This window comes from Streptomyces tritici, from assembly GCF_048500665.1.
Classification (GTDB): Bacteria; Actinomycetota; Actinomycetes; order Streptomycetales; family Streptomycetaceae; genus Streptomyces; species Streptomyces tritici.
On sequence record NZ_CP183183.1, the window covers coordinates 6,058,474 to 6,081,541 of the forward strand.

Here is a 23,068-nt window from a genome sequence, read left to right on the forward strand (position 1 = left end):
AAAGCGGCTCGTCGGCACCCGGGGTCGGCCCCCGCAGGGCGCGTCGCCGGGGAGGGCCGGCCGACTACGGCTCCGGGGTCGGGGCCGCGTCCGGGGTCGCGTCTGGGCCGGCCACTGCCTCCGACCCCGGCCCCCTCCCGTACAGGCGGGCCGTGACGTCCTCGTGCGCGAGCCGCCGCAGCGCGAGCAGGATCGGTTCGTTGAGCATCGTGTACGCGACCATCGCCTCGATCGCCTCCTCCAGGTCCGGGTAGTCCTGCTCGATCAGGCCGGCCTCCACCTCCGCCATGGGATGCAGCGCCTCCGCGTACTGGCGCACGGAGTCCAGCGGGAACGGATAGCCGAGCGTGCGCAGGGTGACCACGGCCCGGGTGAGCGTGTTGATCGCCGGGGCCTCGTCGTACACCCGCCAGTCCAGCTCGGCCAGGAGCCCGCGCAGCTCCCGGTGCGTCGCCTCCCACTCCGGGTGCTGGGGGTCGTCCTCCTCCGGCGTCTCGACCCGGGGCGGCAGCATGTACTGGGCGATGCCGAGTTGCTCGTGCCGGCTGAAGGCCGGATCCTCCGCCACGGCGAGCACGTCGCGCGCCTGGCTGATCGTCATCCCGCCGACCGTGAGCAGCGCGCGGATCAGCCGCAGCCGCCGCAGGTGCTCCTCGCCGTACTCCGACTGGCGGGCGGTGACGGGCGTTCCCGGGGGGAGCAGTCCCTCGCGCAGGTAGTACTTCACGGTCGCCACCGAAACCCCGCTCCGGTGGCTCAACTCCGAGAGGCGCAAAGAAGATTCTCCGTTCCGAGGGTCGACAGGGCTGTCGAACGGTTCTACTCTCCCTCGACAAGGATAGTGCAGCTATCTACGAGGGGTGGCGGGCAGTCGCCGGCCCCGCGTGAAGGGGGACGGACCATGGCACGGTACGGCTTCTGGCAGTTCATACGCTTCGCGGCGACCCCCGCGTGGCGCCGAGGCGGCCCGGAGGGCCGGGCGGAGCGCCGCCGCGTGCGCCCCGGCCTCGTCATGGCCGAGAACAGCGAGCCGGTGGCGGTCTTCCTGATCGGCGCCCGCATCAACCGGCTGCGCAAGGTGCGCCATTGGTGGCCGGTGGTGGCCGCGATGCCCGCGATGCTCAAGGAGCTGACCGAGGACCCCGACAGCGGCCTCCTCGGCTACCGGCTCCTCCTCGGCCCGGACTTCGGCGAGGTCACCATCGTCCAGTACTGGCGGCGCACGGGCGACATCCGCGCCTTCGCCGGCGACGGGGACCGCGGCCACCGCCCCGCGGAGGAGGCGTTCTGGGCGCGGTACGACACGAGCGACGGCGCGATCGGGATCTGGCACGAGATGTACTCGGTGCGGCCGGGCGCGTACCACGCGCTGTACGGGGACATGCACCCCTCGGGCGTCGGCGCGATCAAGGGCCTCAGGCAGCTGGAGCATTCGGGCCACGGCCACCCGGTGCCCGTGCGCGACTGAGCCGTTTCGTTCGCGACCCGCGAGGCTTGTCCCGCGCGAACCGCCCCCGCTGTCCGGGACGTCAGGACCTCGAACGCCTCCTGCCGGCGGTCAGGGTCTACGCTGGGACGCGGGCACGCAGCGTTCGCCCGCCGTCTCGTGCCAGGAGGACACGTGCAACGCGGTGAAGTCTGGTGGGTCGACTTCGACGAGCGACGCCCGGTCGTGCTGCTGTCGGACGAGGAGTCATCCGGGTTCCAGGCGATGCAGGTCGTTGCGCCGGCGGGCGTCGACCTCGGCGGTCTGGGCGTCGAAGTGGCCGTAGGAGCCCCGGAAGGGCTGCCCTTCGAGGGTGTGCTGCGGTTCGCGTTGCCGCGTCCGGGCTTGACTCCGTGCACATGGCTGACCACCGTGACCCGGGGCGACCTGATCGAGCGGGCGGGCGTGTTGTCCTCCGTGAAGCTCGGCGAGGTCGGAGAAGCCCTCCGTGCCGCTGGAGAGAGGCAGGAGTGGACCCCGGTGACGGCTGCCAGGATCAGCGCGATCAAGGATGCTCGCCGTCTCGAAGGACTCACGTAGCGGACGCCTGTGCTGCCCGGCTCGACATTTCGGACATCCCCTGGGGTCTTCTCGGGGGCGGGGAACCGGTGGCGGGGACCCGCTGCGGGGTGGTCCGGCCGGGCAGGGACAATGGCCGCCATGACGAGCTCGATGCTCCGGCCGCGTCGCCGGGTGTCCACGGCGGCGCCGTCGTCCGGGGACGCGACCGGCGGCACACGGCCCACGCCGATCCTCGACCTGGCCCACCCGCGGGTCGGCGAGCTGGTGCGCTGCGTGGAGGCCGCCGCGCCCGCCGTGGGTACGCGGCCCTGGCCGGAGGAGCTTCGGGCGGAGCTGCTGCGCCGGGCCCACCGCCGGATCTCCGCGACCGTACGGCCGGTGTACTCCGTCCAGGACGAGCGCCCGGTCTCCGAGGTCCTGCGGCGCGGCCGCGGCTCGTGCAGCCAGCGCCTCGCCGTGCTGGAGGCGGTGGCGCGGACGGGCGGCGTCGCCACGAGGGTCCGCGGGCTGCTCGTGGACGGCGCGCTCTGGTACCCGCGGTTCCCGCGCATGCGGCGGCTCGTCCCGGACCACGTCGTGCTCGCCTGGCCGGAGTTCCGGCTCGGCGACGGCTGGCTGCCGGTGTCGGAACTCTTCGGCGGCCTCGACGAGTTGAGCGCCCGACCCGGCGGGGGCTTCACCAACGCGGGCCCGGAGACCCTGTTCGAGGCGCTGTCCCGCACCGCGATCGACTGGGACGGCGCCACGGCCTGCCCGGCCGACGCCGCCGGCTGCGACCTGGCCGCCCACGTGGTCGCCGACCTCGGCCACTACGACTCCCGCGACGACCTCTTCGCCCACCACGGCCAGACCCTCTGCCCCACGGCCCGCCTCGTCGCCGAACCCATCCTCGGCCGCCGCTCGGCAGGCGCGACCGGCGGCGGGAGCTGACGCCGCGCTTCAGCACATCCGCCACGCCCGTCCCGGCGGTCGCGGCGGGGAGTGCAGCAGTGGCGACAGAAGTCCGGGACTCGGGGGTCTGCCGGCGGTATGCTGCTCCCGGCAGTCAGCGCCTGCCCGCTCCGAGTCACGGTGGCCCACGTCGGCCGTGGCGGCGAAGACAAGGTTCTCCGAATCGCGCCCCGTACGTCCCGCCAGGTCATCCAGAAATGTCCGCGGGGGTGAACGTGGGCAGCCCCGCGAGGAGCATGCGATGACCCAGAACCACCGTCAGAAGCTGTGGATCCGCGCTTTCCAGGCCGCCACCGGAACGACGTACCTGAACGCCCGCCGCCGCCAGCTGTACTGGCCGACCCTGGCGGAAGTGATGGAGGAGCACCCGAAGCTCGGCGCCTTCGGCATCGGCGTTTTCGACTCCCCTCGCCTGCCCGCCCCGCAGCGGCGGGCCGAACTCGCCGTCGAGCGCGAGCGTCTGCGGCGCCATGAGGACCTGGTCGTCGAGACGGCCCTCTGGCTGCGCGACCACATCACGCCGATCAAGACGCCCACCGCCGGCAGCTACGGTGTGAAGCACACGATCGAGCGGGCGACGGGCGTCTACCTGCCCAACGGCGTGCTCATCGCCGCCGCGTTCATCGTCGGGTACCCCTTCAGGTACGACCAGCCGAACGTCCTGTTCGGCATGAGCCGGCGGGACCTGAACCTGCTGAGGTGAGCGTTTCCGGCTCAGCCCGTGGCGTTCGCCGGGACGGGGTCGGCGGGGGCCGTGGTGTCGTCGGCGGCATCCCGGGCGGGGGAGGCCGGGAGCGGGGCCGCGGTGAGGAGGACGACGCCGCGGGCGGCGACGGCCGAGGCCGCCGCGGCGGCGAGCCAGCCCCACGCGCCGCCGCGGAACGACTCGCCCAGCAGGGCGACGCCGATGACCGCGGCCGCCGCCGGGTTCGCCAGGTTCACCACGGCCAGCGGCGCCGCGAGGCCGGCGCGGTACGCGGTCTGGGAGAGCAGCAGCCCGCCGACCGCGAAGCCGGAGATCAGCACCGCGAGCAGGGCGGTCTGCCACCAGGGCGCCGGCCCGCCGGGGAGCTCCAGCGCCAGGGCCGCCGTGAGCGTCTGTGTCAGGGCCGAGGCGACGCCCGACGCGACCCCCGAGCCGGTCGCGTGCCGGAGCCCGGCACCGTGTCCGGACCGCCGGCCCGCGGTGAGCAGGGCGACGAACGAGGCCGTCGCCGCGGCGACCACCAGCGACTCGTCGATGCCGAGCGCGTCGCCCGGCGTCGCCGGGCCCGTCACCGCGACCAGGCCGACCAGTCCGGCCAGCGTCCACAACGCCCCGCGCCACTCGCCGCGCGTCACCCGGCGCCGGGCCCCGTACGCCCCGAGCGGCAGGGCTGCCACCAGCGTCAGTGCGCCCAGCGGCTGGACCAGGGTCAGGGGCCCGTAGTGCAGCGCCCCCACGTGCGCGAGCGCGCCCGCCGCGTTCAGCCCGACCGCCGCCCACCACCCGCCGTGCCGCAGCAGCGCTCGGAGCGAGCCCCGCCCCGGCGCCGAGCCCGCCGCGAGGCGCGCCTGCGCCACGGCGGCGAGCGCGTACCCGACGGCGGAGACGAGCGAGAGGAGTACGGCCGCCACTGTGCCGCCGCCGCTCATCGGACGGCCTCGGCGGTACGGGAGGGGGCGGGGGTGTACGCGCGGCGGGGAGGCGTCCCGCACGGCCGGCTCCGGGGCCGTGTCCCGGGTATGCCGGAGTCCTCGGCTTCTCCCGTGTCCGTCTCGGCACCCATGACGCGGCCCTTCGTGCGCTTGCCCGTCCGGCCGGCGAAATCGGCGCGAACGGAGGAAGCGTAGATCCGGATTCATCGAGACGCAAACGTCTCGATACGTTTGCGTCTCGATGGTGCGCCGCCTACTCTCGTCCGTGCACCCACCCCTCTCGCCGGTGCACTCACCGGTGCGACCCACCCGCCGTCCGTGCACCGAACCCCATCCCTCCGGGAGGCAGCGATGACCCCCCAGGCCGAGACCGCCGCGCGCGCGTCGTCCGCCTCGCGCGCCGCGTCCACCGGTGCCGCGACCGCCGCGGCCCGCCGCAGCAAGATCACGCCGGAGCGGGAGTCCGAGCTGTTCGAGGGGGTGCTCGACCTGCTCCGCGAGGGCGGATACGACGCCGTGACCATGGAGGGCGTCGCCGCCCGCACCAAATGCGGCAAGGCCACGCTCTACCGGCAGTGGAAGAGCAAGCCGCAGCTCGTCACCGCCGCCCTCGCCAAGAACCGCTGCTCCTTCTTCACCGGCATCGACACCGGCAGCCTCCTCGGCGACCTCCGCGAGGTCGCCCGCGTGGCCTCCGCCCGGCGCGACCGCGACGCCGAGCTGATGGAGGCGGTGAGCCAGGCGTACGTACGCCACCCCGACCTCCGCGAGGCGTTCTACGCCACCGTCATCCAGCCGGAGATCGACGCCGTGGACGCGATGCTCGCGCGGGGCGTGGAGCGCGGCGAACTCGCCGCCGACAACCCGGCGACCGTCTTCGTCGCGCCCTGTCTGCTGGGCATGCTCCGGGTCGAGCGGCTCTTGGAGGAGCGGTTCGCGGACCTGCCGGAGACCATGACCGCCTTCCTCGACGCCGTGCTCCTGCCCGCCCTCAAGCTCGACGGGCGATGAGCCGGCGGGCGCGTCCGCGTGCGCCCGCCCGGCCGCCCCTGCACCCTGGTGCCATGCCGCGCAACTCCGGGGGAACGCCCGACGTCCGCGTCCGCCGGATCTACGACCCGCCGGAGCCGGACGACGGCACCCGCGTCCTCGTGGACCGGCTCTGGCCCCGCGGCCTGAAGAAGACCGACGCGCACATCGACGAGTGGCCCAAGACCCTCACCCCGTCGACGGAACTGCGCCGCTGGTACCACGGCACGGAGGGGCAGTACGAGGAGTTCTGCCGGCGCTACGAGGAGGAGCTCGCCGCCCCCGAGGCCGCCGCCGCGCTCGACCGCCTGCGCGAACTCGCCGACGCCGGCCCGCTCACCCTCCTCACAGCCGCCAAAGACCCCTCCCACAGCCACACCACGGTGCTCGAACGCGCCCTGGCGCGGAGGTCGAGGGACACCTGACGTGCGGAGGTCGAGGCACACCCGACGGCAGAGCGAGCCTGGGACCGCTACAGCTCCGGCCAGGTGTGCGGCTCGATGTAGACGTGCTCCCCGCGGAAGAACCAGTCCGCCAGATCCGTCAGCCGCTCGATGCACGCGGCGTAGTACTCCGCGGGCTCCGGCCGGGGGAAGCCGGGGTGCGCCGTCCACGAGGGAACGTCCGTGGCCACGTGGTAATACCCCTCCGCCAGCCATCGGGGAAGCTCCTCGGCCTCCCGCATGCCTGCGCAGACGGCGCGCATGGCCCTCTCCAGCTCGGAGAAGGAACCCCGGTCCCAGACGAGCTCGCACCGCAGTCGCAGCAGGAAACTCCCCGGCTCCGAACGGAACTCCCGTTCCAGGATCTTCAACGCGTGGTCCATGACCACCATGTTCCCAGGCCGCCTCCCGTGGGCCCCGCGTCGGCCCCCCCTCGGCCCCCGTCGGCCGCCGGCGGTCAGGGCTGGGGGACCGCGGCGAGGATCGTGCCGCCGTGGAAGCGGCGATAGGCGGGGGTGCCACCGGGCCACTGGGGGTGACGGCCGAACGGGATCCGCGTGGGCCCGGACGCCCCTCGGAGGTCGGCCAGGAGGGCGCCCTCGGGGAGTCGGGAGCCGGCGTCCGCAAGCGCCGGATCGCCTGAGGTGCGCGCGTGGTGGACGGTCAGGGTCTCGGCGGTCGCCGGTTCGGCCGCGCGCGCCAGGGCCTCCGGGGCGTCCTCGGGGAACTCGTCGCCGGCGTCGGCGAAGTCTCCGGAGAACCAGTTCCCGAAGGCCGTGGAGAAGTCGTCGAAGTGCTCCGCGTCCCGCGCGGCGTACCGCACCAGCCCCGCCACGGTCACCAGCCAGTGCGGGAGCGACGGCGCGACCAGCTCGGCGCCGTGGGCCTCCCCGAACGCGTACACCGGGCCCCACGCGCCCGTCGTCGGGTCGACGTCCACGTAGTAGGTCTCCGCCCACGCGTTCGTGTGGACGACGCGGTACGAGCCGGGCTCGCCGCACCGCCACGCGGCCCCGCCGCCGACGGCCCGGGCGGGGTACGCGGCTCCGAACGCGCCGTGGCCGTCGACCTGGAGCACGCCGGCCCGTCGGCAGATCTCCCGGACCGGTCCGGGTATCGGAACACCCCAGCCGTTCAACTCCTCGTCGCTCAGCCCCTCACCCACGCGTACGCTCTCCTCCGCCTCCGCGGCCTTCCGAAGGGCCTGTACGACGTCCTGCCACGAAGGGGTCTCGCTGCTCCAGTCCATGGACGGAGCTTCACATACGTCAGGGCTCCGCTTCTTCGTCACCCCGTCACCCCGTCACCCCGTCAGTCCGTCAGGCGTACGGCGAGGGCGGCGATGTCGTCGTCCAGACGGCCTCGGCTGTAGCGGAGGAGGTCGCGGTGGAGCGCCGAGAGCAGGTCGCGGGGCGGCGTCGAGGGCTGTCGGCGCATCCAAGCCGCCAGGGAGAAGAACTCGCCGTCCCGGCCGCGCGCCTCGATGATGCCGTCGGTGTAGACCAGCAGCAGGTCGCCGGGGGAGAAGGCGAAGGTGTCGACGCTGTAGTGCTCGCCGATCAGCTCCGCGAGGCTGAGGAGCGGCGAGGGGGTGGAGGGTTCGAGCGCGCGGAGTGTCCCGCCGTTCAGGAGCAGGGGCGGCGGGTGCCCGCAGTTGAGGATGTCGATGCGTCCGCCCCCGTGCGGGATCTCCGCGACGAGCGCGGTGGCGAAGCGCTCCATCGGCCCGTCGGGAGGAAAGGCGGCGTTGTAGCGGGCGCTGCTGGCATCCAGCCGGCGCGCGACCTCCGCCAGGTCGGCCTCGCCGTACGCCGCCTCCCGGAAGGCGTTGACGATCGCCGCGGCCGCCCCGACCGCCGGCAGGCCCTTGCCCCGCACGTCACCGATGAGCAGCCGGACCCCGTACGGCGTGTCGACCACCTCGTAGAAGTCGCCGCCGATGCGGGCCTCCGCCGCGGCCGCGAGGTACAGCGACTCGATCTCGACGTTGCGGAAGCGGCGTGGCATCGGGCTGAGCACCACCTGCTGCGCCGCGTCGGCGACGAGCCGTACCTGAAAGAGGGTGCGCTCCCTCTGGAGCCGGAGGTGGCTTCCGTACGCGGCCGCCACCGTGACCGCGATGATCCCCGCGGCCGTCCACCACGTGCCCAGACCGGGGAAGACCAGGCTGAGGCCGATCATGAGCATGAGGCAGACCGTGCCGAGCAGGACGGTGGGGAGCACCGGCCACATGGCGGCGGCCAGGGCGGGCGCCGCGGGCAGGAGACGGCTGAAGGCCATTTCCGGAGGAGTGGCGTAGGCCAGTCCGGCGATCACGGCCGTCAGGATGACCGGCGACAGCCGTACGAGCGTCCCCCGGTCGTAGCGCCGAGGCAGCCGCCGCCGTCCAGACTCGGTCATTTCGCCAGAATATCGGCCTAAGGTGGGCACCACGCTTTGACGCGCAGAGCCGGAGCCGGCCGCCTGCCCGTCCCCCCGCGAGGGCGGCGTCCCGGCCCCGGCCCGGCAGGTCCTAGTCCTGCTCGGCGTCGCCCCGCCGGCCGAGCGGGCGGCGCTGCTCCTCGTGGACGGGGCCAGGTGCCCGGCGCTCGGCGCTCGTACCTCGCTTGCGTCCGCGTCCCTCGTCGTCGGTGTCGATGTCGCCCCGGCGGCCTCGTTCCGCCTCCTCGGCCTCCCGGCGCGCCTCCTCGTCGCCGCTTTCGCCGACGGCTTCGGAGGGCGTGGTCCGGGGCGGGGTGTTCGCGGGGAGTGTGCGGCGGCGCTCGTGGTGGGCCATGGTCTCTCCTGCCTCGTGCGGAGGGTTCGTGCGGCCGGTTCAGGGGCCGCTGGGTACGGCCGGTTCGGGGGGCCGTTTCGTGCGGCCGATGCGGCACAGGGCGCGGCTGCCCCTCGCGGTCACGGCGAAACGCCGTGCGCGGGGGCCAGGACGAAGGTGTGCCCGGCCGGGTCCATGTAGCGGCGTACGTCGGTGCGCCGGTCCGTCCGGGTGCCGTTCTGCTCGGCGGTCAGCGGACGCGCGCCCAGGGAGACGGCTTCGCGCTCGGCCTCGTCGAGCGCGTCGGGCGCCACGAGGATCCACAGATGGGACTGCTGGGAGTCGTCCGGTCGGGGCCAGCTCGGCGGTGCGTGGCCGGGGTCGCGGTGGACGCCGAGGACGACTCCGGCAGCGCCGGAGAGCAGGAACAGGTCGGAGCCGTCGGTGCTCGGCTCGACGGTGGCGTCGAGCAGCGCGGCGTAGAAGCGGGCGAGGGGCTCGGGGTCGGTGCTGTCGAGGACGAGGACGCCGGTCTTGGAAACGCTCATGGGCTGCGCCTACCCGCTCAAGTCCCGTGCAGACAACTCGGAGCTGGCCGGTCCATCCCAGGAAAGCGGACAGGGGCACCCGGGTTTCGGACGCGAGCCGCGGCGCACCGCGGCCGCTCGCCGTAGGGCGGGCTACGTTCTCCAGCGTCCGGTGAGCCGCCGACCGGCCCCGGCAACGACGCCCTACCCAGACAGCAAGGAGAATGTCATGCTCCGGTCAGCAAAGCGGGTTCTCGGAACCCTGTCCGCAGGAGCGGTCCTCGCCGGATCGGCCCTGTTCGCCGCCGCCGGCCCCGCCGCGGCGGGCGGATGCGGGCACTGGTCGGAGAGCAGCATCTGGTGGGGAGTGAGGCACTACTACACGCACTGCACGAGCGACGGCAGCACGGTGCTCGTCCATGCCGAGCGGCGGTACGTCGACGACACCTACCACTGCGTCGGACCCAACGAGACCCTGTACCTCGGACTGGGCGACTCCATCGTCAAGGCCTACTACGCCGGCCGTCTGTGCTGAGAGGGTCGTGCTGAGGAGGCCGCGCTGAGAGCGCTGCACTCAGACGGCCTCCGTCGCTCGCTCGCCGCCGGGCACGTCCCGGCGGCACGCGCACGGCCCAGGCGGCACGCGCACGCGCCCCGCGCCGCTTGTGTGACGCGGGGTGACGGGCCGGCGGCCGGTGGTGTCGCCCGGGGGAGGCCGGGGCCCCGGTTTCGTACCCTGACGTCATGCGCATGCGTCCGACGTTGAGCTGGACCCCGCCGGCCGACCTGCCACCGGCCACCACCGACCTGGAACCGGCCGCCGTCCTGCTGCGCGCCGGGGGCGTCGTGGTACTGAGCGGGGCCGGGATCTCCACGGAGTCCGGCATCCCGGACTACCGGGGCGAGGGGGGCAGCCTGAGCCGGCACACCCCCATGACGTACCAGGAGTTCGTCGGCAGCGCCCGGGCCCGCCGCCGGTACTGGGCGCGTTCCCACCTCGGCTGGCGCACCTTCGGCCGCGCCCGCCCCAACGCCGGCCACCGGGCCGTCGCCGCCTTCGAGAGACACGGCCTGGTGGCGGGGGTGATCACCCAGAACGTCGACAATCTCCACCAGGCCGCCGGCAGCACCGACGTCGTGGAACTCCACGGAAGCCTCAGCCGCGTCGTCTGCCTGACCTGCGGCGACTCCCTCGCGCGCAGCGAGCTGGCGCAGCGGCTGGAGCAGGCCAACCAGGGCTTCGCCCCGGTCGCCGCCGCGCTCAACCCCGACGGCGACGCCGACCTCACCGACGACCAGGTCGCCGGCTTCCACGTCGTTCCCTGCGCCGTGTGCGGCGGCATCCTCAAGCCCGATGTGGTCTTCTTCGGCGAGGCCGTACCCCCGGCGCGCGTCGAGCACTGCCGCGCGCTGGTCAGGGAGGCGTCGGCGCTGCTCGTCCTCGGATCGTCCCTGACGGTGATGTCAGGGCTCCGGTTCGTCCGTCAGGCCGCCGAGGCCGGTACACCCGTTCTGATCATCAACCGGGACGCCACCCGAGGCGACCAGTACGCCCAGACCCGCATCGCCCTTCCCCTCGGCGCTGCCCTCTCGGAGCTCGCCGGCCACCTGGGCCTCGACGGGGAGTCCGCCCCGAGGGCGAGCGGGTCACGCCCGTAATCGCCCGGTCCCGGCGCAGAGCCGCCCGTACTGCCGGCGCTCGTCGCATGCGCGGTTGGCGTCCCCGACGTCACGCGGGTGCGTGCGCTGCTCGTGGAGAACGGGCTGCCCCTGCGGGAGACCGCCCGAGGGGACCTCTTCGTCCCGGCCGCAGCGGCCCTCGGTACGGCCCTGATGTTCCGTCAGGTCTGACGGGGGACGGGACGTGCCCCCGCCACCGGTCGCTGCCGGAGCCGCTGATGTGGCGACCTGTGGCGAGGGCACCGACAATGGGAGGGCTGGGACGAGATGTCGACGAGACCCGTGGATCGGGCAGGGGCCCAGGTGATGACGCATGTGTCGATGGCTCGCCTACTGGGGCACGCCGGTGCTGCTCGACACCATCCTCTATCAGCCCGCCCACTCCCTGATCGACCAGAGCCTGCACTCCAAGCTCGGCGTGGAGACCACCAACGGCGACGGGTTCGGCGTGGGCTGGTACTCGGCGGCCAACGACACTCCGGCGCTGCTCCGGGAGGTCGGTCCCGCCTGGAGCAACCGCAACCTGCGGGAACTGGCGGGGCACGTCCGGTCCCCGTTGTTCTTCGCCCACATCCGGGCCTCGACCGGGACGGCCGTGCAGCAGTCGAACTGCCACCCCTTCCGGTACGGCCGCTGGATGTTCATGCACAACGGCGCGATCGCCGACTTCCCCCGCATGCGCCGTGACCTCAGCCTGCTCGTCGACCCCGGCCTCTACTCCGACATGGAGGGCACGACCGACTCCGAGGTGATGTTCTACCTGACCCTCACCTTCGGTCTGGAGCAGGATCCGCCCGCCGCCGTCGCCACGATGGCCGGCGTCGTGGAACGCGTCGGGCGGGAACACGGCGTCGAGTTCCCCCTGCAGATGACGATCGCCCTCACCGACGGCGAGCGCGTCTGGGTGTTCCGCTACTCCAGCGCACGCGCCTCTCGCTCGCTGTTCTACAGCAGCCGGGTCGACGCCCTGCGACGGCTCCACCCCGACCTCGCGTTTCTGCGCGAGGTCTCCGACGAGACCCGCCTCGTCGTCTCCGAACCGCTCGGCGACCTGCCCGGCGCCTGGAACGAGGTGCCGGAGAACAGCTACGGCGTCATCCAGCCCGGCGACGACGAGTTGCACCGTTTCGCGCCCGCGGCCGCCTGACGGCACCTCGGCCGCACAGACGCCTGGCCGGGCGGGCGGTCACGCGTCGGAGGGCGTGTCCGGGCGGTCCTCGTGGGCGTCGCGCGTCGCCGGGGTATTGTCCGTCAGGGCCGTCACGCTACGGTCGAGCAACGCCCGCAGCAGTTCCCGCTCCTAAGGGCCGAACGCGTCGGACAGCCGCTGCTCCACCGCCGCGGCGGCCGCGTCGGCGGCCTCGCCTCGCCTGCGTCACCGACCGCGTCTCCGTCACCGACCGGGCTCCCGTCACCCGCCTCGCCTCGTGACACCCCCCCTGCGGGCTCGCGGCGGGCCGATCGTCGTGGAAACTTCCTCCTTCGGCCCGTAGTCACGCCCGGCCCTCCCCGGTCACGATGTCCGAGCCGCACCGCAATCCACGGCACACACCGCACCGCACGGCCAGGCACCGCACCTTCCCCTCCGGAGGCGAGCGTGGACGCAGCAGCGCAGAAACAAGCCGCAGCGCAGGAACAGTCCTCACCGCAGCAGCGGCTCGACGACCTGTACCGCGACCCCTACCCCCTCTACGCCCGCGCCCGCCGCACCGAGGGACTGACCTTCGTCCCCGAACTGGACGCCTGGCTCGTCGCCCGCGACGCCGACGTGCGCGAAGTCCTGCTCCGACCGGACGACTTCTCCTCCGCGCAGGCCCTGCGGCCCGACGTCATGCCCGCGCCCGCCGCCTTCGGCGTGCTCGCCCGCGGCTTCCCCAAGCGTCCCGCCGTCGTCTCCACCGACGGCCCCGCCCACCGCCGCCACCGCGCCCCGCTGAACAGGGGGCTCTCCGCCTCGCGCGTCGGCGCCCTGCTCCCGTACGCCGCCGCGCGGGCCGAGGCCCTGCTCGACGGCTTCGCCGCCGACGGCCGCACCGAGCTGATGGCCTCGTACGCCCGCCGGCTCCCCGGCGCGGTGATCGGCCGGCTCATCGGCTTCGACCCGGCGGACGTGCCCGCCGCCGTGCACGGCGGCCACCGCGCCGAACAGCTGCTGTTCCGCCCCTTGAGCGAGGCCGAGCAGGTCGCCGCGGCCGAGGACGTCGTCGCCCTGCAGCACCTGCTCGACCGCTACGCCCGCGCCCGCCGCGCCGAACCCCGCGACGACCTGTGCTCCGCGATGGTCGCCGCCCTCGCCCCCGGCGACGCCCCGCTCACCGACGACCAGCGGGCCGAACTCGTCTCCAACCTGCAGAACTTCCTCATCGCCGGCCACCTCACCACCACCGCCCTCATCGGGACCACCCTCTACCACCTGCTCCGCGACGACGCGGCGCAGTGGAAGCTGCTCTGCGCGCGGCCCGAGCTGATACCCGGGGCGGTGGAGGAGGCCGCCCGCTTCGACACCGCCGTCCAGGGGTTCCGCCGCACCACGACCCGCCCCGTCAACCTCGCCGGCACCGAACTGCCCGCCGGTGCCACGGTGTTCGTCGCGTACGGTTCCGCCAACCGCGACGAGGCCCGCCACGCCGACCCCGACGTCTTCGACATCACCCGTCCGCCGTCCCGGCACATCGCCTTCGGTCACGGCGCCCACGGCTGCCCCGGCTCCCAGCTGGCCCGGGGCCAACTCCGCCTCACCCTCGAACTGTTCAGCCGCCGACTGCCCGGACTGCGGCTGGCGGAGGGAGAAGTGGTGATGCGGCCGACGTTGATCCATCGCTCGCCCCAGGAACTCCCTCTCGCCTGGTGAGACCCGCGGCGGTGAGGCCACCCGGGCGTATCCTGCGCCCATGCGTGCCGCACTCTTCGTCACCTGCGTCAACGACGCGCTGTATCCCGCCACGGGGGTGGCCACCGTCCGCATCCTGGAACGGCTGGGGGTCGAGGTCGACTTCCCGGCCGGCCAGACCTGCTGCGGCCAGCCGCAGTACAACACGGGATACAGCGAGCAGGCCGCGCCGCTCGCCCGGCGTCTCGCCGAGGCGTTCCAGGGGTACGAGCACGTCGTCACGCCCTCCGGGTCCTGCGCCGCCATGGTCCGGGCCCACTACTCCGGCTTCGGCCCCGAGGCGGCCGCCCTCGGGCCCCGCGTGTACGAGCTGACCGAGTTCCTGGTGGACGTCCTGGGGGTGACCGACGTCGGCGCGTACTTCCCGCACACCGTCACGTACCACCCCTCCTGCCACGGCCTGCGCCTGCTCGGCCTCGGCGACCGGCCGCTCCGCCTCCTGCGCGCGGTCAAGGGCCTGGACCTGGTGGAACTGCCCGGCGCGGAGGAATGCTGCGGCTTCGGCGGGACCTTCGCCGTGAAGAACCCCGCGGTGTCCGCCGCCATGGGCCGCGACAAGCTCGCCCACGCCGCCGGCACCGGGGCGGAGGTGCTGTGCGGCGCGGACAACTCCTGCCTGATGCACCTCGGCGGCCTCCTGCGCCGCCAGGACGCGCCGCTGCGCGCCCTCCACCTGGCCGAGATCCTCGCGAGCACGGAGACGGAGCCCTGGCGATGAGCGGAACCTTCCTCGGCATGCCCGCGTTTCCCGTCGCGGCGAAGGCCGCCGTCGGCGACGCGACCCTGCGCGCCAACCTGCGGCACGCCACGCACACCATCCGCGACAAGCGCGCCGCGGCGGTCGCCGAACTCGCCGACTGGGACCGCCTGCGCGAGGCGGGCCGGCGGATCAAGGACCACACCCTGCGCCATCTCGACCGCCACCTCGTGCAGTTGGAGGCGGCGGTGACCGCCGCAGGCGGCACCGTGCACTGGGCGGCCGACGCCGACGAGGCGAACCGGATCGTCACCGGCCTCGTCCGGGCCACCGGCGAGACCGAGGTCGTCAAGGTCAAGTCGATGGCCACGCAGGAGATCGGCCTCAACGAGGCCCTGGAAGCCGCGGGCATCGCCGCGTACGAGACCGATCTCGCCGAGCTCATCGTCCAGTTGGGCCACGACCGCCCCTCGCACATCCTCGTGCCCGCCATCCACCGCAACCGCGGCGAGATCCGCGACATCTTCCGGGCCGAGATGGGGCGGTGGGGCCGCCCCGCCCCCGACGGCCTCACCGACACGCCCGCCGACCTCGCCGAAGCGGCCCGGCTGCACCTGAGGGAGAAGTTCCTCCGCGCCAAGGTCGCCGTCTCCGGGGCGAACTTCATGGTCGCCGAGACCGGCACCCTCGTCGTCCTGGAGTCGGAGGGCAACGGCCGGATGTGCCTCACGCTGCCCGAGACCCTGATCTCCGTCGTCGGCATCGAGAAGACGATCCCCACCTGGCGGGACCTGGAAGTCTTCCTCCAGACCCTCCCGCGCTCCTCGACGGCCGAGCGGATGAACCCGTACACCACCATGTGGACGGGCACCACCGACGGGGACGGACCGACGAACTTCCACCTCGTCCTCCTCGACAACGGCCGCACCGCCACCCTCGCCGACGAGGTCGGCCGCCAGGCGCTGCGCTGCATCCGCTGCTCCGCCTGCCTCAACGTCTGCCCGGTGTACGAGCGGGCCGGGGGCCACGCGTACGGCTCGGTCTACCCCGGCCCCATCGGCGCGATCCTCAGCCCCCAACTGCGGGGCACCGAGAGCGAGATCGACGCCTCCCTGCCGTACGCCTCCTCGTTGTGCGGCGCGTGCTACGAGGTCTGCCCGGTGGCCATCGACATCCCCGAGGTCCTCGTGCACCTGCGCGAACGCGTCGCCGAGGGGGGCGGCCACCGCCTGGAGCGCGCGGCGATGAAGGCGGCGGGCGCGGTCCTGAACAGCCCCGGGGCCCTGGCCGCCGTCGAGCGTCTCGCGACGCGCACCCGCCGGCTGCACCCGAAGCGGCTGCCGGGGGCCTCGGCCTGGACCGACAGCCGCGAACTGCCGGAAGTGCCGGCGGAGTCCTTCCGGGACTGGTGGAAGAGGAACCGCACATGAGCAGCCGCGACCGCATCCTGGCCCGCATCCGTGCCGCGGTGGCCGACGCGCCCCCGGCCCCGGAGCCTGACCGCTCGTACCTGCCCGCCCACGTACCGGAAGACGACCCGGCGGCCCTCGTCGACCTTCTGCACCGCAACCTGACGGAGTACCGCGCGGTGGTGCACCGCACGGACGAGGCGGGGATCAGCGACCTGCTCATGCGCCTGCTCGCCGCACGCGGGGCGCAGAACATCCTGGTTCCCCCGGCCCTCCCGCCGCACTGGCTGGCGGCCGTCGACGCGACGAGGATCCACGACCGGTCCGCCACCACTCCCGCCCAGCTGGACGCGGCGGACAGCGTGGTCACCGGCTGCGCGCTGGCGATCGCCGAGACCGGCACGCTCGTCCTCGACGGCGGCCCGGACCAGGGCCGGCGCCGCATCACGCTGATCCCGGACCACCACATCTGCGTCGTACGCACTCCGGCCCAACTGGTCGCCTCCGTCCCCCAGGCCCTGCCGCGCCTCGACCCGACCCGCCCCCTGACGTGGATCTCCGGCCCGTCCGCCACCAGCGACATCGAACTCGACCGGGTAGAAGGCGTGCACGGCCCCAGAACCCTGGAAGTCGTCCTGCTCCAGGAGGACTAGGGCAGGTCGCCCCGCAGCCGCGGGGCCTCTGCGGCCGCGTCCACGGCCGCCTCGCCGTCCACCCGCTCGGCCAACTCCCGCGCCCACGAGGCGAGTCCGCGGAGGTCGATCCCGTACGGCCGGGCCTCCGGCCACCCCGCGATCCGCTCCGCACCGCGCCGCAGCAGCCGGGCCCCGCCCGTCGCGTTGCCGCGCGCCGCGTGCGTCAGCCCCACGGCGAGCTGCGCCAGCCCCTGCCACAGGTCCCGCTCACCGGCGGGCCCGGACTTCCACGCGTCCTCGAACACCTCGTGCGCGTGGAACGGCATCCCCGCGTCCAGCAGCCGCTGCGCCTCCCGCACGGTCTGCGCCGGCGTACGACTCACCCCCTCGGGCTGCCGGGCGACGCCCTCGGCCCCGTACGGCAACGGCCGCCCCAGCCCGTCCCGGGGCCGCGCACTGCGCGCCCGCCCCTCCGCGTCTCGGTCCCGACGCCCGCCCACCGGCTCTCCACTCACACCCCCATTGTCCCCCGCACCCCTGCGACGTGCCCGAACGCGAAGTGCGGTAATGTTCTCCTGCACGCAGCCGCCGGGGAAACCCGACGAGCACGAGCACCGGGACGTGGCGCAGCTTGGTAGCGCACTTGACTGGGGGTCAAGGGGTCGCAGGTTCAAATCCTGTCGTCCCGACTTGCGTTTAGGCAGGTCAGAGGCCGTATCGGAAGCATCCGATACGGCCTCGAGCTCGTTCTGGGGCCGGTGCCCCTTCGCTCAGCTCCGCGGCGACGGGCGTCGTCTTTTGGGCCTGGCCGGGGGGTGGATGAGGGCGAGGGCGTTGCGGACGGCGAGCCGCCCTGCGTGGTGGAACGCCCTCGGGTGGGAGTCCACCGCGTGGATTCCCATGGCGCGAAGAACGACGGCCACCGCCACCGTGGTCCCGGTCTCCAACGCGGCCAGCTCCAGGCGTATGCCGTCGGCGACCGCGGCCTGGAACTCGGCCGCCTCCTCCGGGGTCGCGTCACCGCGGACGGCCAGGTCGGCAGGCGTTTCGAAGGCGACGCCCTCTTCCCACGGCTCGAAGTCCACGGTGACGTCCGCGAAGTCCGACGGGCACCCCGCCTGCCGGGCGTACACGGCACGCACCCCTCGGAGTGGGCGGGGTGGGAAGCTCGTCTCCTGATCCACAGGATCACGGTACTCGGAGCACCTGCGCACGACACCCTGGCCGGAGGACGGCCCGGGGACTTCGGCCGGGTCGAGGTGCGCTCCGCGGGTGGGTCAGGGCTTCGGGACGGTGTCGATGTAGTCGGTGCCGGTGCTGTGGAAGCCGGCCACCGTCTTCTGGACGTCCGTCGGCGATACGGCCTCGTCGGCCTTGTAGTAGACCCAGTCGACCTTCATGTCCCAGGTGCGCGGGCCGCCCGCGAAGGGAAGGTCGATGAGCCAGTTGCTGAAGTGGATGTCCATCTGCTCGCGCGGGACGTACTTGCCGGAGCTGGTGAACAGGTCCTTGCCGTCCAGGGAGTAGGTGACCTTTCCGTCCATGGCGGTGATCATCAGGGTGTGCCAGCCCGCGAGGCGCCGTTCGAGGGTGTTGTGGACCCGGTCCGGCGGGTCGGCCTTGTACCAGCTGACGTTGTCGAGCTGCGGACCCTTCGAACCCCAGCCGCCGTTCGGCAGGTACTCGAAGTCGAGTTCGCTGTAGTTCTCCGAGGAGTCCGAGGGCGAGATCGGGAAGAAGGTCTGGACGACGTGGTCGCCGTCGCGTCCGCTCGTGGGCTTGTCGCTGAAGTGGACCCGGGCGGCGTAGGTTCCCGTGAAGAAGTTCCGGCTCGTGGTGTGGACCTCGGCCTGTGTGGTGCCCTGCGCGGTGCCGTCCGTGGACGAGCGCAGTCGGAGGACCTTGCCCCCCTCGGCCGTCGGATCGGAGGGGAAGGCGGCGCCGTCGGCGCTCCAGGTGCTCTTGATCCCCGGGCCGCCCCCGCCGGTACGGATCGCCCAGCCGTGCGCGGCGAGCGAGGGGTCGTCGGCGCCGGTGTAGGCGAAATCGTCGAACAGGGTGCCCGGCGGTCCGGTGGGCGTCGGCGAGGCGTCCCGCGCGGGCCCGGCGGCGTCGGTGTTCCCGCCGGCCGCGGGGTCGGCGGAACACGCGGCGAGTACGCACAGGAGGGCGGGCAGCGTGAGCGCCGTCCACGCGCGGCGACGAGAGATGCGGCGGGGCTGGCTCACGCAGGCTCCTTGGGGGCGTAGCGGCGATGGCTGGGCGCGCCCCTCGCAGGGGGGTCGAGCGCTGATCACATGAAGTGAGGCGTCATCCTAGCGAAGGGTTTCGGCCATCCTGCGGCGTGTGCCCGACCCGGCCGCTCAGGGGTCGGGACGCTCCCGTCGACATACCGATCCGGTTACGACATTCGATCAGAGCATGTCAAAAGCGGATATCTCACGCCAACTGATCAGGGATGTCCGATACGGTTCGCTCTACGCTTCAGCCGCCTACGTTTCTGCACAAAAAGGCCACACGAGATGCGCCAAGCCTCCCCATTCCTCGGGCGTGAACCGGCATACCCGGCACGGTCCGGCGTGTCTGAATCCAGTCCCCAGGAGTCTGATCCGGCACCGGTGTTCGTCGACCAGTCGGGTCTGCGCAGCCGGCTGTTCCGGCGCTTCGGCTGGCCGGTCTCCGTGGTCGGCGCGATCCTGGCGGCCGCCATGGGCGGCAGCCTGCTCGGCATGCAGTCGGACGCCCCGGCGATGGAGATTCCCCCGAAGCCCGCGTACTTGCCCACCGGGGGACCCCTGCCTCCCTTCTGGCCCTAGAAGGCGCGGTCTCGACACCCCACCCGAGAAGTCCGGCCGTCATGCCGAACACCGTGACATTCCCTGGCACACCGCGACCGTCGTGTCGCCCGGAGCAGCGCTGCGGGCCGGCCGAGCGTGCCTGATCGTCCGCACCACCGTCTCCAGGAGCGCCCTTGTCCCGCCACCAGCGTCGTCGGCAGTCCCTGCTGAGACCGCGCCGACTGGCTGCGCCGCCGCTGCGCTTCGTCATGCCGCTGTCCCTGCTGGCCTGCCTGCTCGCGCTCCTCGTCCTCCGCGGCCTGGCCACCAACGAGGCGTTCCACGATGCCCGGATCGCGACCTCGGTCGACAAGACGACCGTGCCGGAGACCCTGCTCAAGGGCGGCCCGATCATCGACGCGCGCGGCGACAAGAACGAGCGCCCGGTGAGCTATCGGGTCCCCGATCGCACCGTGATCCTGAGTTTCGACGACGGCCCCTCGCCGGAGTGGACCCCGAAGATCCTGGACGTGCTCGCGGCCCGCGACGTCCACGCGGTCTTCTTCGTGACCGGCGCGATGACCACGCGCCACCCGGAGCTGATCCGGCAGATCGTCGCCGCCGGCCACGAGATCGGCGTGCACACCTTCACCCACCCCGACCTCGTGTACCAGTCCGAGACACGGATCAGCTGGGAGCTGGCGCAGACGCAACTGGCGCTGGCCGGAGTCGCGGGCATCCACAGCGCGCTGTTCCGCCCGCCGTACTCCTCCGACGCGTCGGCGCTCGACGACTGGAACTACCCGGTGATCAAGTACGTGGGCTCCCGCGGCTACCTCACCGCCTTCATCGACCGCGACACCGACGACTGGAGGCGTCCCGGCGTCGACGCGATCGTCGAGGCGGCGATGCCGCGCAAGCCCGGCGCGGGCGCGCTGGTCCTGCTGCACGACGCGGGCGGCGACCGTACCGAGACCCTCGCCGCGCTCGAGCGGATCATCGACAAGCTCCAGGGCGAGGGCTACCGCTTCGCCACCGTCTCCGAGGCGCTCGGCGCCACCGATGCCAACGTGCTGGTGCACGGCCACCGGCTGTGGGCGGGCAAGGTGTTCATCTGGGCCAGTCAGGCCGCCGTGCTCACCCTGCCGGTCCTGGTCGCGCTGCTGGCGGTCGTCGGCTTCCTCAACTTCGGCCGGTTCGCGCTGATGCTCGTCCTCGCACCGCTCCACGCCCGCCGCTCCCGGCGACGGGACGCGTGGGGGCCGCCCGTCACCGAGCCGGTCACCGTCCTCGTCCCGGCCTACAACGAACGCGAGTGCATCGCGAACACCCTCAACTCGCTGGCCTCCAGTGACCATCCGATCGAGGTCGTCGTCATCGACGACGGCTCCACGGACGGCACGGCGGACATCGTCGAGGTGATGGCCCTGCCGTTCGTCCGGCTGATCCGCCAGGCCAACGGCGGCAAGTCCAGCGCGCTCAACACCGGTATCGCGGCCGCGTCCCACGACATCGTCGTGATGATGGACGGCGACACCGTCTTCGAGCCGTCCACCGTGCGCGAGCTGGTCCAGCCGTTCGGCGACGGGACGATCGGCGCGGTCGCGGGCAACGCCAAGGTCGGCAACCGCGACAGCCTGATCGGCGCCTGGCAGCACATCGAGTACGTCCTCGGCCACAACCTGGACCGCCGGATGTACGACATGCTCAACGTCATCCCGACCATCCCCGGCGCGGTCGGCGCCTTCCGCAAGGAGGCCCTGCGGCGGGTCGGCGGGATGAGCGACGACACCCTCGCCGAGGACACCGACATCACCATGGCGGTGCTCTGCGACGGCTGGCGCATCGTCTACGCCGAGCGCGCCCGCGCCTGGACCGAGGCCCCCGCCAGCCTCCAGCAGCTCTGGTCCCAGCGGTACCGCTGGAGCTACGGCAGCATGCAGGCGATGTGGAAGCACCGCCGCGCCGTGACCTCCCGCGGCCCGGCCGGACGCTTCGGCCGGCTCGGGCTGCCGCTCGTCGTGATGTTCGGCGTGGTCGCCCCGCTGCTCGCGCCGCTGGTCGACATGTTCCTGCTGTACGGCGTGCTGTTCGCGAACGCCCCGGTCACCCTTGCCAGCTGGGGCGGCTTCATCCTGCTCCAGGCCCTGCTGTCGTGGTACGCCTTCCGGCTCGACGGCGAGAAGCCCCTGCATCTGATCAGCCTGCCGATCCAGCAGCTGGTCTATCGGCAGCTGATGTACATCGTCCTGCTGCAGTCCACGATCACGGCGCTGACCGGTGGCCGGCTGCGCTGGCAGAAGCTCCGGCGCACCGGCGAGGTCGCCGCACCGGTGGAGGCCTGACCATGACCGCGTCCTTCGAGTCCGTGGGCACCCACGACACCCTCCGGCTGCGCGTCCCCGCCGCTCCGCGACGGGAACCGGCGCGCGAGGCGGAGCCCGGCCCGACGGCGCCGGCCGGGTCCAAGGGCGGCCGGGACCGCTATCTCGACCTGCTGCGCGCCCTGGCGCTGGGTCGCGTGGTGCTCTACCACAACTTCGGCTGGTTCTGGCTGCCGCTCGTCTTCCCGTCGATGGGCGTGATGTTCGCGCTGGCCGGGTCGCTGATGGCCCGTTCGCTCAGCCGGCCGGCCCTCGGCGTCATCCGGGGGCGCCTGCGCCGCCTGCTGCCGCCGCTGTGGCTGTTCGGCGCGATCGTGGTCACCGCCCAGATCCTCGACGGCGACGGGCCCGACGCCGAGGGGCACCCCGCATGGTGGTGGGGCAAGCTGCTGTTCTGGATCCTGCCGCTGAGCACTCCGCCGTACGCCGAAGCGCTGAACGGCTTCGACCACCTGGTGGGGCAGGGCTGGGCCGTGCAGATCGTCGTCCCGCTCTGGTACCTCCGCGCGTACCTCTGGTTCGTGCTGCTGTCACCGCTGCTGCTGTGGGCGCTGCGGCGGAGGCCGGTGGTGACGCTGTCCGCGCCCCTCGCCCTGGCGATCGTCCTGAACACTTTCTTCATCGACCAGGAGTTCCTCTACGGCCGGGTCTGGGAGAACACCAGCGACTTCGCCACCTTCGGCTCCTGCTGGATCCTCGGCATGGCGCACCAGGAGGGTCTGCTCAGGAAGATCCCGCAGTACGTCGTGCCGTCCGTCGCGCCGCTGATCATGGTGGCCGGCTGGTGGTACCTCCAGACCCGGCCGGTCGACCCGACCGTCCACACCGACATCGAGAGCTGGCCGGTCGCCCAGGCCCTGTGGTCCTTCGGCTTCGTCGCCCTCCTGCTGCACATCAGCCCCTCCTGGGAGCGGTGGCCCCGGCCGCTGGAACGCTGGAACGGCCTGATCACTCTGCTCAACGCACGCGCCGTCAGCGTCTATCTCTGGCACCAGACCGCGCTGGTGGCCGCCATCCCGCTGATCGACCCCCTCTGGTCCGTCGGCTTCTTCTACGAGCACTTCCGGTGGCTGCTGAGCAGCCAGTGGTTCCCGCTGATGGTGGCGGTCCCCCTGACCGGGCTGCTGGTGCTGACCTTCGGCTGGGTCGAGGACGTCGCCGCGAAGCGCTCTCCGCGGCTCTTCCCGTACCCGCGCCGCGTGCGGGGCCGGCGCCGGGCCGGCGCATGACGCGCGCCGGCGTCGC

Annotated in this window: 26 protein-coding genes and 1 tRNA gene; 17 read left to right on the forward strand and 10 right to left on the reverse strand. The window is 72.9% G+C overall.

Annotated features, from left to right (window positions below):
* Positions 1-64: 64 nt before the first annotated feature.
* Positions 65-775, reverse strand: a complete 711-nt coding sequence (locus ACNJ93_RS27760; protein ID WP_418960186.1) for a MerR family transcriptional regulator — start codon at positions 773-775, stop codon at positions 65-67.
* A 126-nt stretch (positions 776-901) separates the two neighbouring features.
* Here ACNJ93_RS27760 and ACNJ93_RS27765 point away from each other — a divergent pair, with 126 nt between their 5' ends.
* The 4 genes from ACNJ93_RS27765 (at position 902) to ACNJ93_RS27780 (ending at position 3,662) form a co-directional block, all read left to right on the forward strand.
* Positions 902-1,468 (forward strand): monooxygenase family protein, encoded by a 567-nt coding sequence (locus ACNJ93_RS27765; RefSeq protein ID WP_418960187.1) that lies wholly within the window; start codon positions 902-904, stop codon positions 1,466-1,468.
* A gap of 153 nt (positions 1,469-1,621) precedes the next feature.
* The gene (locus ACNJ93_RS27770) at positions 1,622-2,026 is read left to right on the forward strand and encodes a type II toxin-antitoxin system PemK/MazF family toxin (protein ID WP_418960188.1); all 405 of its coding nucleotides are present in this window, start codon (positions 1,622-1,624) and stop codon (positions 2,024-2,026) included.
* Between the two features lie 120 nt (positions 2,027-2,146).
* Positions 2,147-2,938 (forward strand): transglutaminase domain-containing protein, encoded by a 792-nt coding sequence (locus ACNJ93_RS27775; protein ID WP_418960189.1) that lies wholly within the window; start codon positions 2,147-2,149, stop codon positions 2,936-2,938.
* Positions 2,939-3,200: 262 nt separating this feature from the next.
* Complete coding sequence (locus ACNJ93_RS27780; protein ID WP_418960190.1) at positions 3,201-3,662, forward strand: hypothetical protein; 462 nt, start codon at positions 3,201-3,203, stop codon at positions 3,660-3,662.
* A gap of 11 nt (positions 3,663-3,673) precedes the next feature.
* Here ACNJ93_RS27780 and ACNJ93_RS27785 read toward each other — a convergent pair whose 3' ends face one another.
* Entirely contained in the window at positions 3,674-4,576 is a 903-nt protein-coding gene (locus ACNJ93_RS27785; protein WP_418960191.1) for a DMT family transporter, read from the reverse strand.
* A 372-nt stretch (positions 4,577-4,948) separates the two neighbouring features.
* Here ACNJ93_RS27785 and ACNJ93_RS27790 point away from each other — a divergent pair, with 372 nt between their 5' ends.
* Positions 4,949-5,608: a TetR/AcrR family transcriptional regulator gene (locus ACNJ93_RS27790; protein ID WP_418960192.1), complete on the forward strand. Its 660-nt coding sequence runs from the start codon at positions 4,949-4,951 to the stop codon at positions 5,606-5,608.
* Positions 5,609-5,661: 53 nt separating this feature from the next.
* Positions 5,662-6,051: a DUF488 domain-containing protein gene (locus tag ACNJ93_RS27795; RefSeq protein ID WP_418960193.1), complete on the forward strand. Its 390-nt coding sequence runs from the start codon at positions 5,662-5,664 to the stop codon at positions 6,049-6,051.
* A 47-nt stretch (positions 6,052-6,098) separates the two neighbouring features.
* On the opposite strand, the gene ACNJ93_RS27800 is transcribed toward ACNJ93_RS27795, so the two are convergent.
* From ACNJ93_RS27800 to ACNJ93_RS27820, 5 genes are all read right to left on the reverse strand, one after another.
* Positions 6,099-6,452 carry a hypothetical protein gene (locus tag ACNJ93_RS27800; protein ID WP_418960194.1) on the reverse strand — a complete coding sequence of 118 codons (354 nt, stop codon included), beginning with the start codon at positions 6,450-6,452 and terminating at the stop codon, positions 6,099-6,101.
* A 74-nt stretch (positions 6,453-6,526) separates the two neighbouring features.
* Complete coding sequence (locus tag ACNJ93_RS27805; RefSeq protein WP_418960195.1) at positions 6,527-7,318, reverse strand: hypothetical protein; 792 nt, start codon at positions 7,316-7,318, stop codon at positions 6,527-6,529.
* Between the two features lie 62 nt (positions 7,319-7,380).
* Positions 7,381-8,469, reverse strand: a complete 1,089-nt coding sequence (locus ACNJ93_RS27810; protein WP_418960196.1) for a PP2C family protein-serine/threonine phosphatase — start codon at positions 8,467-8,469, stop codon at positions 7,381-7,383.
* A 112-nt stretch (positions 8,470-8,581) separates the two neighbouring features.
* Positions 8,582-8,845, reverse strand: a complete 264-nt coding sequence (locus tag ACNJ93_RS27815) for a hypothetical protein (RefSeq protein ID WP_418960197.1) — start codon at positions 8,843-8,845, stop codon at positions 8,582-8,584.
* 119 nt (positions 8,846-8,964) lie between these two features.
* The gene (locus tag ACNJ93_RS27820) at positions 8,965-9,372 is read right to left on the reverse strand and encodes a VOC family protein (RefSeq protein ID WP_418960198.1); all 408 of its coding nucleotides are present in this window, start codon (positions 9,370-9,372) and stop codon (positions 8,965-8,967) included.
* 208 nt (positions 9,373-9,580) lie between these two features.
* On the opposite strand from ACNJ93_RS27820, the gene ACNJ93_RS27825 reads away from it, so the two are divergent.
* The 7 genes from ACNJ93_RS27825 (at position 9,581) to ACNJ93_RS27855 (ending at position 16,680) form a co-directional block, all read left to right on the forward strand.
* Entirely contained in the window at positions 9,581-9,886 is a 306-nt protein-coding gene (locus tag ACNJ93_RS27825) for a DUF6355 family natural product biosynthesis protein (protein ID WP_418960199.1), read from the forward strand.
* Positions 9,887-10,095: 209 nt separating this feature from the next.
* Positions 10,096-11,010 (forward strand): NAD-dependent protein deacetylase, encoded by a 915-nt coding sequence (locus ACNJ93_RS27830; RefSeq protein ID WP_418960200.1) that lies wholly within the window; start codon positions 10,096-10,098, stop codon positions 11,008-11,010.
* 334 nt (positions 11,011-11,344) lie between these two features.
* Positions 11,345-12,178, forward strand: coding sequence for a class II glutamine amidotransferase (locus ACNJ93_RS27835; RefSeq protein ID WP_418960201.1), 834 nt, complete (start codon positions 11,345-11,347; stop codon positions 12,176-12,178).
* 450 nt (positions 12,179-12,628) lie between these two features.
* Positions 12,629-13,882 carry a cytochrome P450 gene (locus tag ACNJ93_RS27840; protein WP_418960202.1) on the forward strand — a complete coding sequence of 418 codons (1,254 nt, stop codon included), beginning with the start codon at positions 12,629-12,631 and terminating at the stop codon, positions 13,880-13,882.
* Between the two features lie 40 nt (positions 13,883-13,922).
* On the forward strand, positions 13,923-14,639 hold the full coding sequence (locus tag ACNJ93_RS27845; RefSeq protein ID WP_418960203.1) for a (Fe-S)-binding protein: 717 nt from the start codon (positions 13,923-13,925) through the stop codon (positions 14,637-14,639).
* A complete protein-coding gene (locus ACNJ93_RS27850; protein ID WP_418960204.1) occupies positions 14,636-16,048 on the forward strand; it encodes a lactate utilization protein B in 1,413 nt (470 codons plus the stop codon). The genes ACNJ93_RS27845 and ACNJ93_RS27850 overlap by 4 nt, the downstream gene beginning before the upstream one ends.
* Complete coding sequence (locus ACNJ93_RS27855) at positions 16,045-16,680, forward strand: LutC/YkgG family protein (protein ID WP_418960205.1); 636 nt, start codon at positions 16,045-16,047, stop codon at positions 16,678-16,680. Before ACNJ93_RS27850 ends, ACNJ93_RS27855 begins: the two co-directional genes overlap by 4 nt.
* On the opposite strand, the gene ACNJ93_RS27860 is transcribed toward ACNJ93_RS27855, so the two are convergent.
* A complete protein-coding gene (locus ACNJ93_RS27860; protein WP_418960206.1) occupies positions 16,677-17,045 on the reverse strand; it encodes a DUF309 domain-containing protein in 369 nt (122 codons plus the stop codon). The genes ACNJ93_RS27855 and ACNJ93_RS27860 overlap by 4 nt on opposite strands.
* A 232-nt stretch (positions 17,046-17,277) precedes the next feature.
* Between ACNJ93_RS27860 and ACNJ93_RS27865 the strand changes: the two genes are divergently transcribed.
* Positions 17,278-17,351, forward strand: a tRNA-Pro gene (locus ACNJ93_RS27865).
* An 81-nt stretch (positions 17,352-17,432) separates the two neighbouring features.
* On the opposite strand, the gene ACNJ93_RS27870 is transcribed toward ACNJ93_RS27865, so the two are convergent.
* The gene (locus tag ACNJ93_RS27870) at positions 17,433-17,795 is read right to left on the reverse strand and encodes a hypothetical protein (RefSeq protein WP_418960207.1); all 363 of its coding nucleotides are present in this window, start codon (positions 17,793-17,795) and stop codon (positions 17,433-17,435) included.
* Between the two features lie 144 nt (positions 17,796-17,939).
* Entirely contained in the window at positions 17,940-18,890 is a 951-nt protein-coding gene (locus ACNJ93_RS27875) for a glycoside hydrolase family 16 protein (RefSeq protein WP_418960208.1), read from the reverse strand.
* A gap of 351 nt (positions 18,891-19,241) precedes the next feature.
* Here ACNJ93_RS27875 and ACNJ93_RS27880 point away from each other — a divergent pair, with 351 nt between their 5' ends.
* From ACNJ93_RS27880 to ACNJ93_RS27890, 3 genes are all read left to right on the forward strand, one after another.
* Complete coding sequence (locus ACNJ93_RS27880; RefSeq protein ID WP_418960209.1) at positions 19,242-19,478, forward strand: hypothetical protein; 237 nt, start codon at positions 19,242-19,244, stop codon at positions 19,476-19,478.
* Positions 19,479-19,708: 230 nt separating this feature from the next.
* Positions 19,709-21,784 (forward strand): bifunctional polysaccharide deacetylase/glycosyltransferase family 2 protein, encoded by a 2,076-nt coding sequence (locus tag ACNJ93_RS27885; RefSeq protein WP_418961553.1) that lies wholly within the window; start codon positions 19,709-19,711, stop codon positions 21,782-21,784.
* A gap of 2 nt (positions 21,785-21,786) precedes the next feature.
* Positions 21,787-23,052 carry an acyltransferase family protein gene (locus tag ACNJ93_RS27890; RefSeq protein WP_418960210.1) on the forward strand — a complete coding sequence of 422 codons (1,266 nt, stop codon included), beginning with the start codon at positions 21,787-21,789 and terminating at the stop codon, positions 23,050-23,052.
* Positions 23,053-23,068 lie beyond the last annotated feature (16 nt).

Bases quoted from the DNA above. Each gene is read 5' to 3' on its own strand.
- ACNJ93_RS27885 (WP_418961553.1), top strand. From the start codon at position 19,709: ATGCCGCTGTCCCTGCTGGCCTGCCTGCTCGCGCTCCTCGTCCTCCGC.
- ACNJ93_RS27890 (WP_418960210.1), top strand. From the start codon at position 21,787: ATGACCGCGTCCTTCGAGTCCGTGGGCACCCACGACACCCTCCGGCTG.
- ACNJ93_RS27795 (WP_418960193.1), top strand. From the start codon at position 5,662: ATGCCGCGCAACTCCGGGGGAACGCCCGACGTCCGCGTCCGCCGGATC.
- ACNJ93_RS27835 (WP_418960201.1), top strand. From the start codon at position 11,345: ATGTGTCGATGGCTCGCCTACTGGGGCACGCCGGTGCTGCTCGACACC.
- ACNJ93_RS27850 (WP_418960204.1), top strand. From the start codon at position 14,636: ATGAGCGGAACCTTCCTCGGCATGCCCGCGTTTCCCGTCGCGGCGAAG.
- ACNJ93_RS27825 (WP_418960199.1), top strand. From the start codon at position 9,581: ATGCTCCGGTCAGCAAAGCGGGTTCTCGGAACCCTGTCCGCAGGAGCG.
- ACNJ93_RS27765 (WP_418960187.1), top strand. From the start codon at position 902: ATGGCACGGTACGGCTTCTGGCAGTTCATACGCTTCGCGGCGACCCCC.
- ACNJ93_RS27815 (WP_418960197.1), bottom strand. From the start codon at position 8,845: ATGGCCCACCACGAGCGCCGCCGCACACTCCCCGCGAACACCCCGCCC.
- ACNJ93_RS27820 (WP_418960198.1), bottom strand. From the start codon at position 9,372: ATGAGCGTTTCCAAGACCGGCGTCCTCGTCCTCGACAGCACCGACCCC.
- ACNJ93_RS27855 (WP_418960205.1), top strand. From the start codon at position 16,045: ATGAGCAGCCGCGACCGCATCCTGGCCCGCATCCGTGCCGCGGTGGCC.
- ACNJ93_RS27800 (WP_418960194.1), bottom strand. From the start codon at position 6,452: ATGGACCACGCGTTGAAGATCCTGGAACGGGAGTTCCGTTCGGAGCCG.
- ACNJ93_RS27805 (WP_418960195.1), bottom strand. From the start codon at position 7,318: ATGGACTGGAGCAGCGAGACCCCTTCGTGGCAGGACGTCGTACAGGCC.
- ACNJ93_RS27775 (WP_418960189.1), top strand. From the start codon at position 2,147: ATGACGAGCTCGATGCTCCGGCCGCGTCGCCGGGTGTCCACGGCGGCG.
- ACNJ93_RS27830 (WP_418960200.1), top strand. From the start codon at position 10,096: ATGCGCATGCGTCCGACGTTGAGCTGGACCCCGCCGGCCGACCTGCCA.
- ACNJ93_RS27780 (WP_418960190.1), top strand. From the start codon at position 3,201: ATGACCCAGAACCACCGTCAGAAGCTGTGGATCCGCGCTTTCCAGGCC.
- ACNJ93_RS27845 (WP_418960203.1), top strand. From the start codon at position 13,923: ATGCGTGCCGCACTCTTCGTCACCTGCGTCAACGACGCGCTGTATCCC.
- ACNJ93_RS27810 (WP_418960196.1), bottom strand. From the start codon at position 8,469: ATGACCGAGTCTGGACGGCGGCGGCTGCCTCGGCGCTACGACCGGGGG.
- ACNJ93_RS27790 (WP_418960192.1), top strand. From the start codon at position 4,949: ATGACCCCCCAGGCCGAGACCGCCGCGCGCGCGTCGTCCGCCTCGCGC.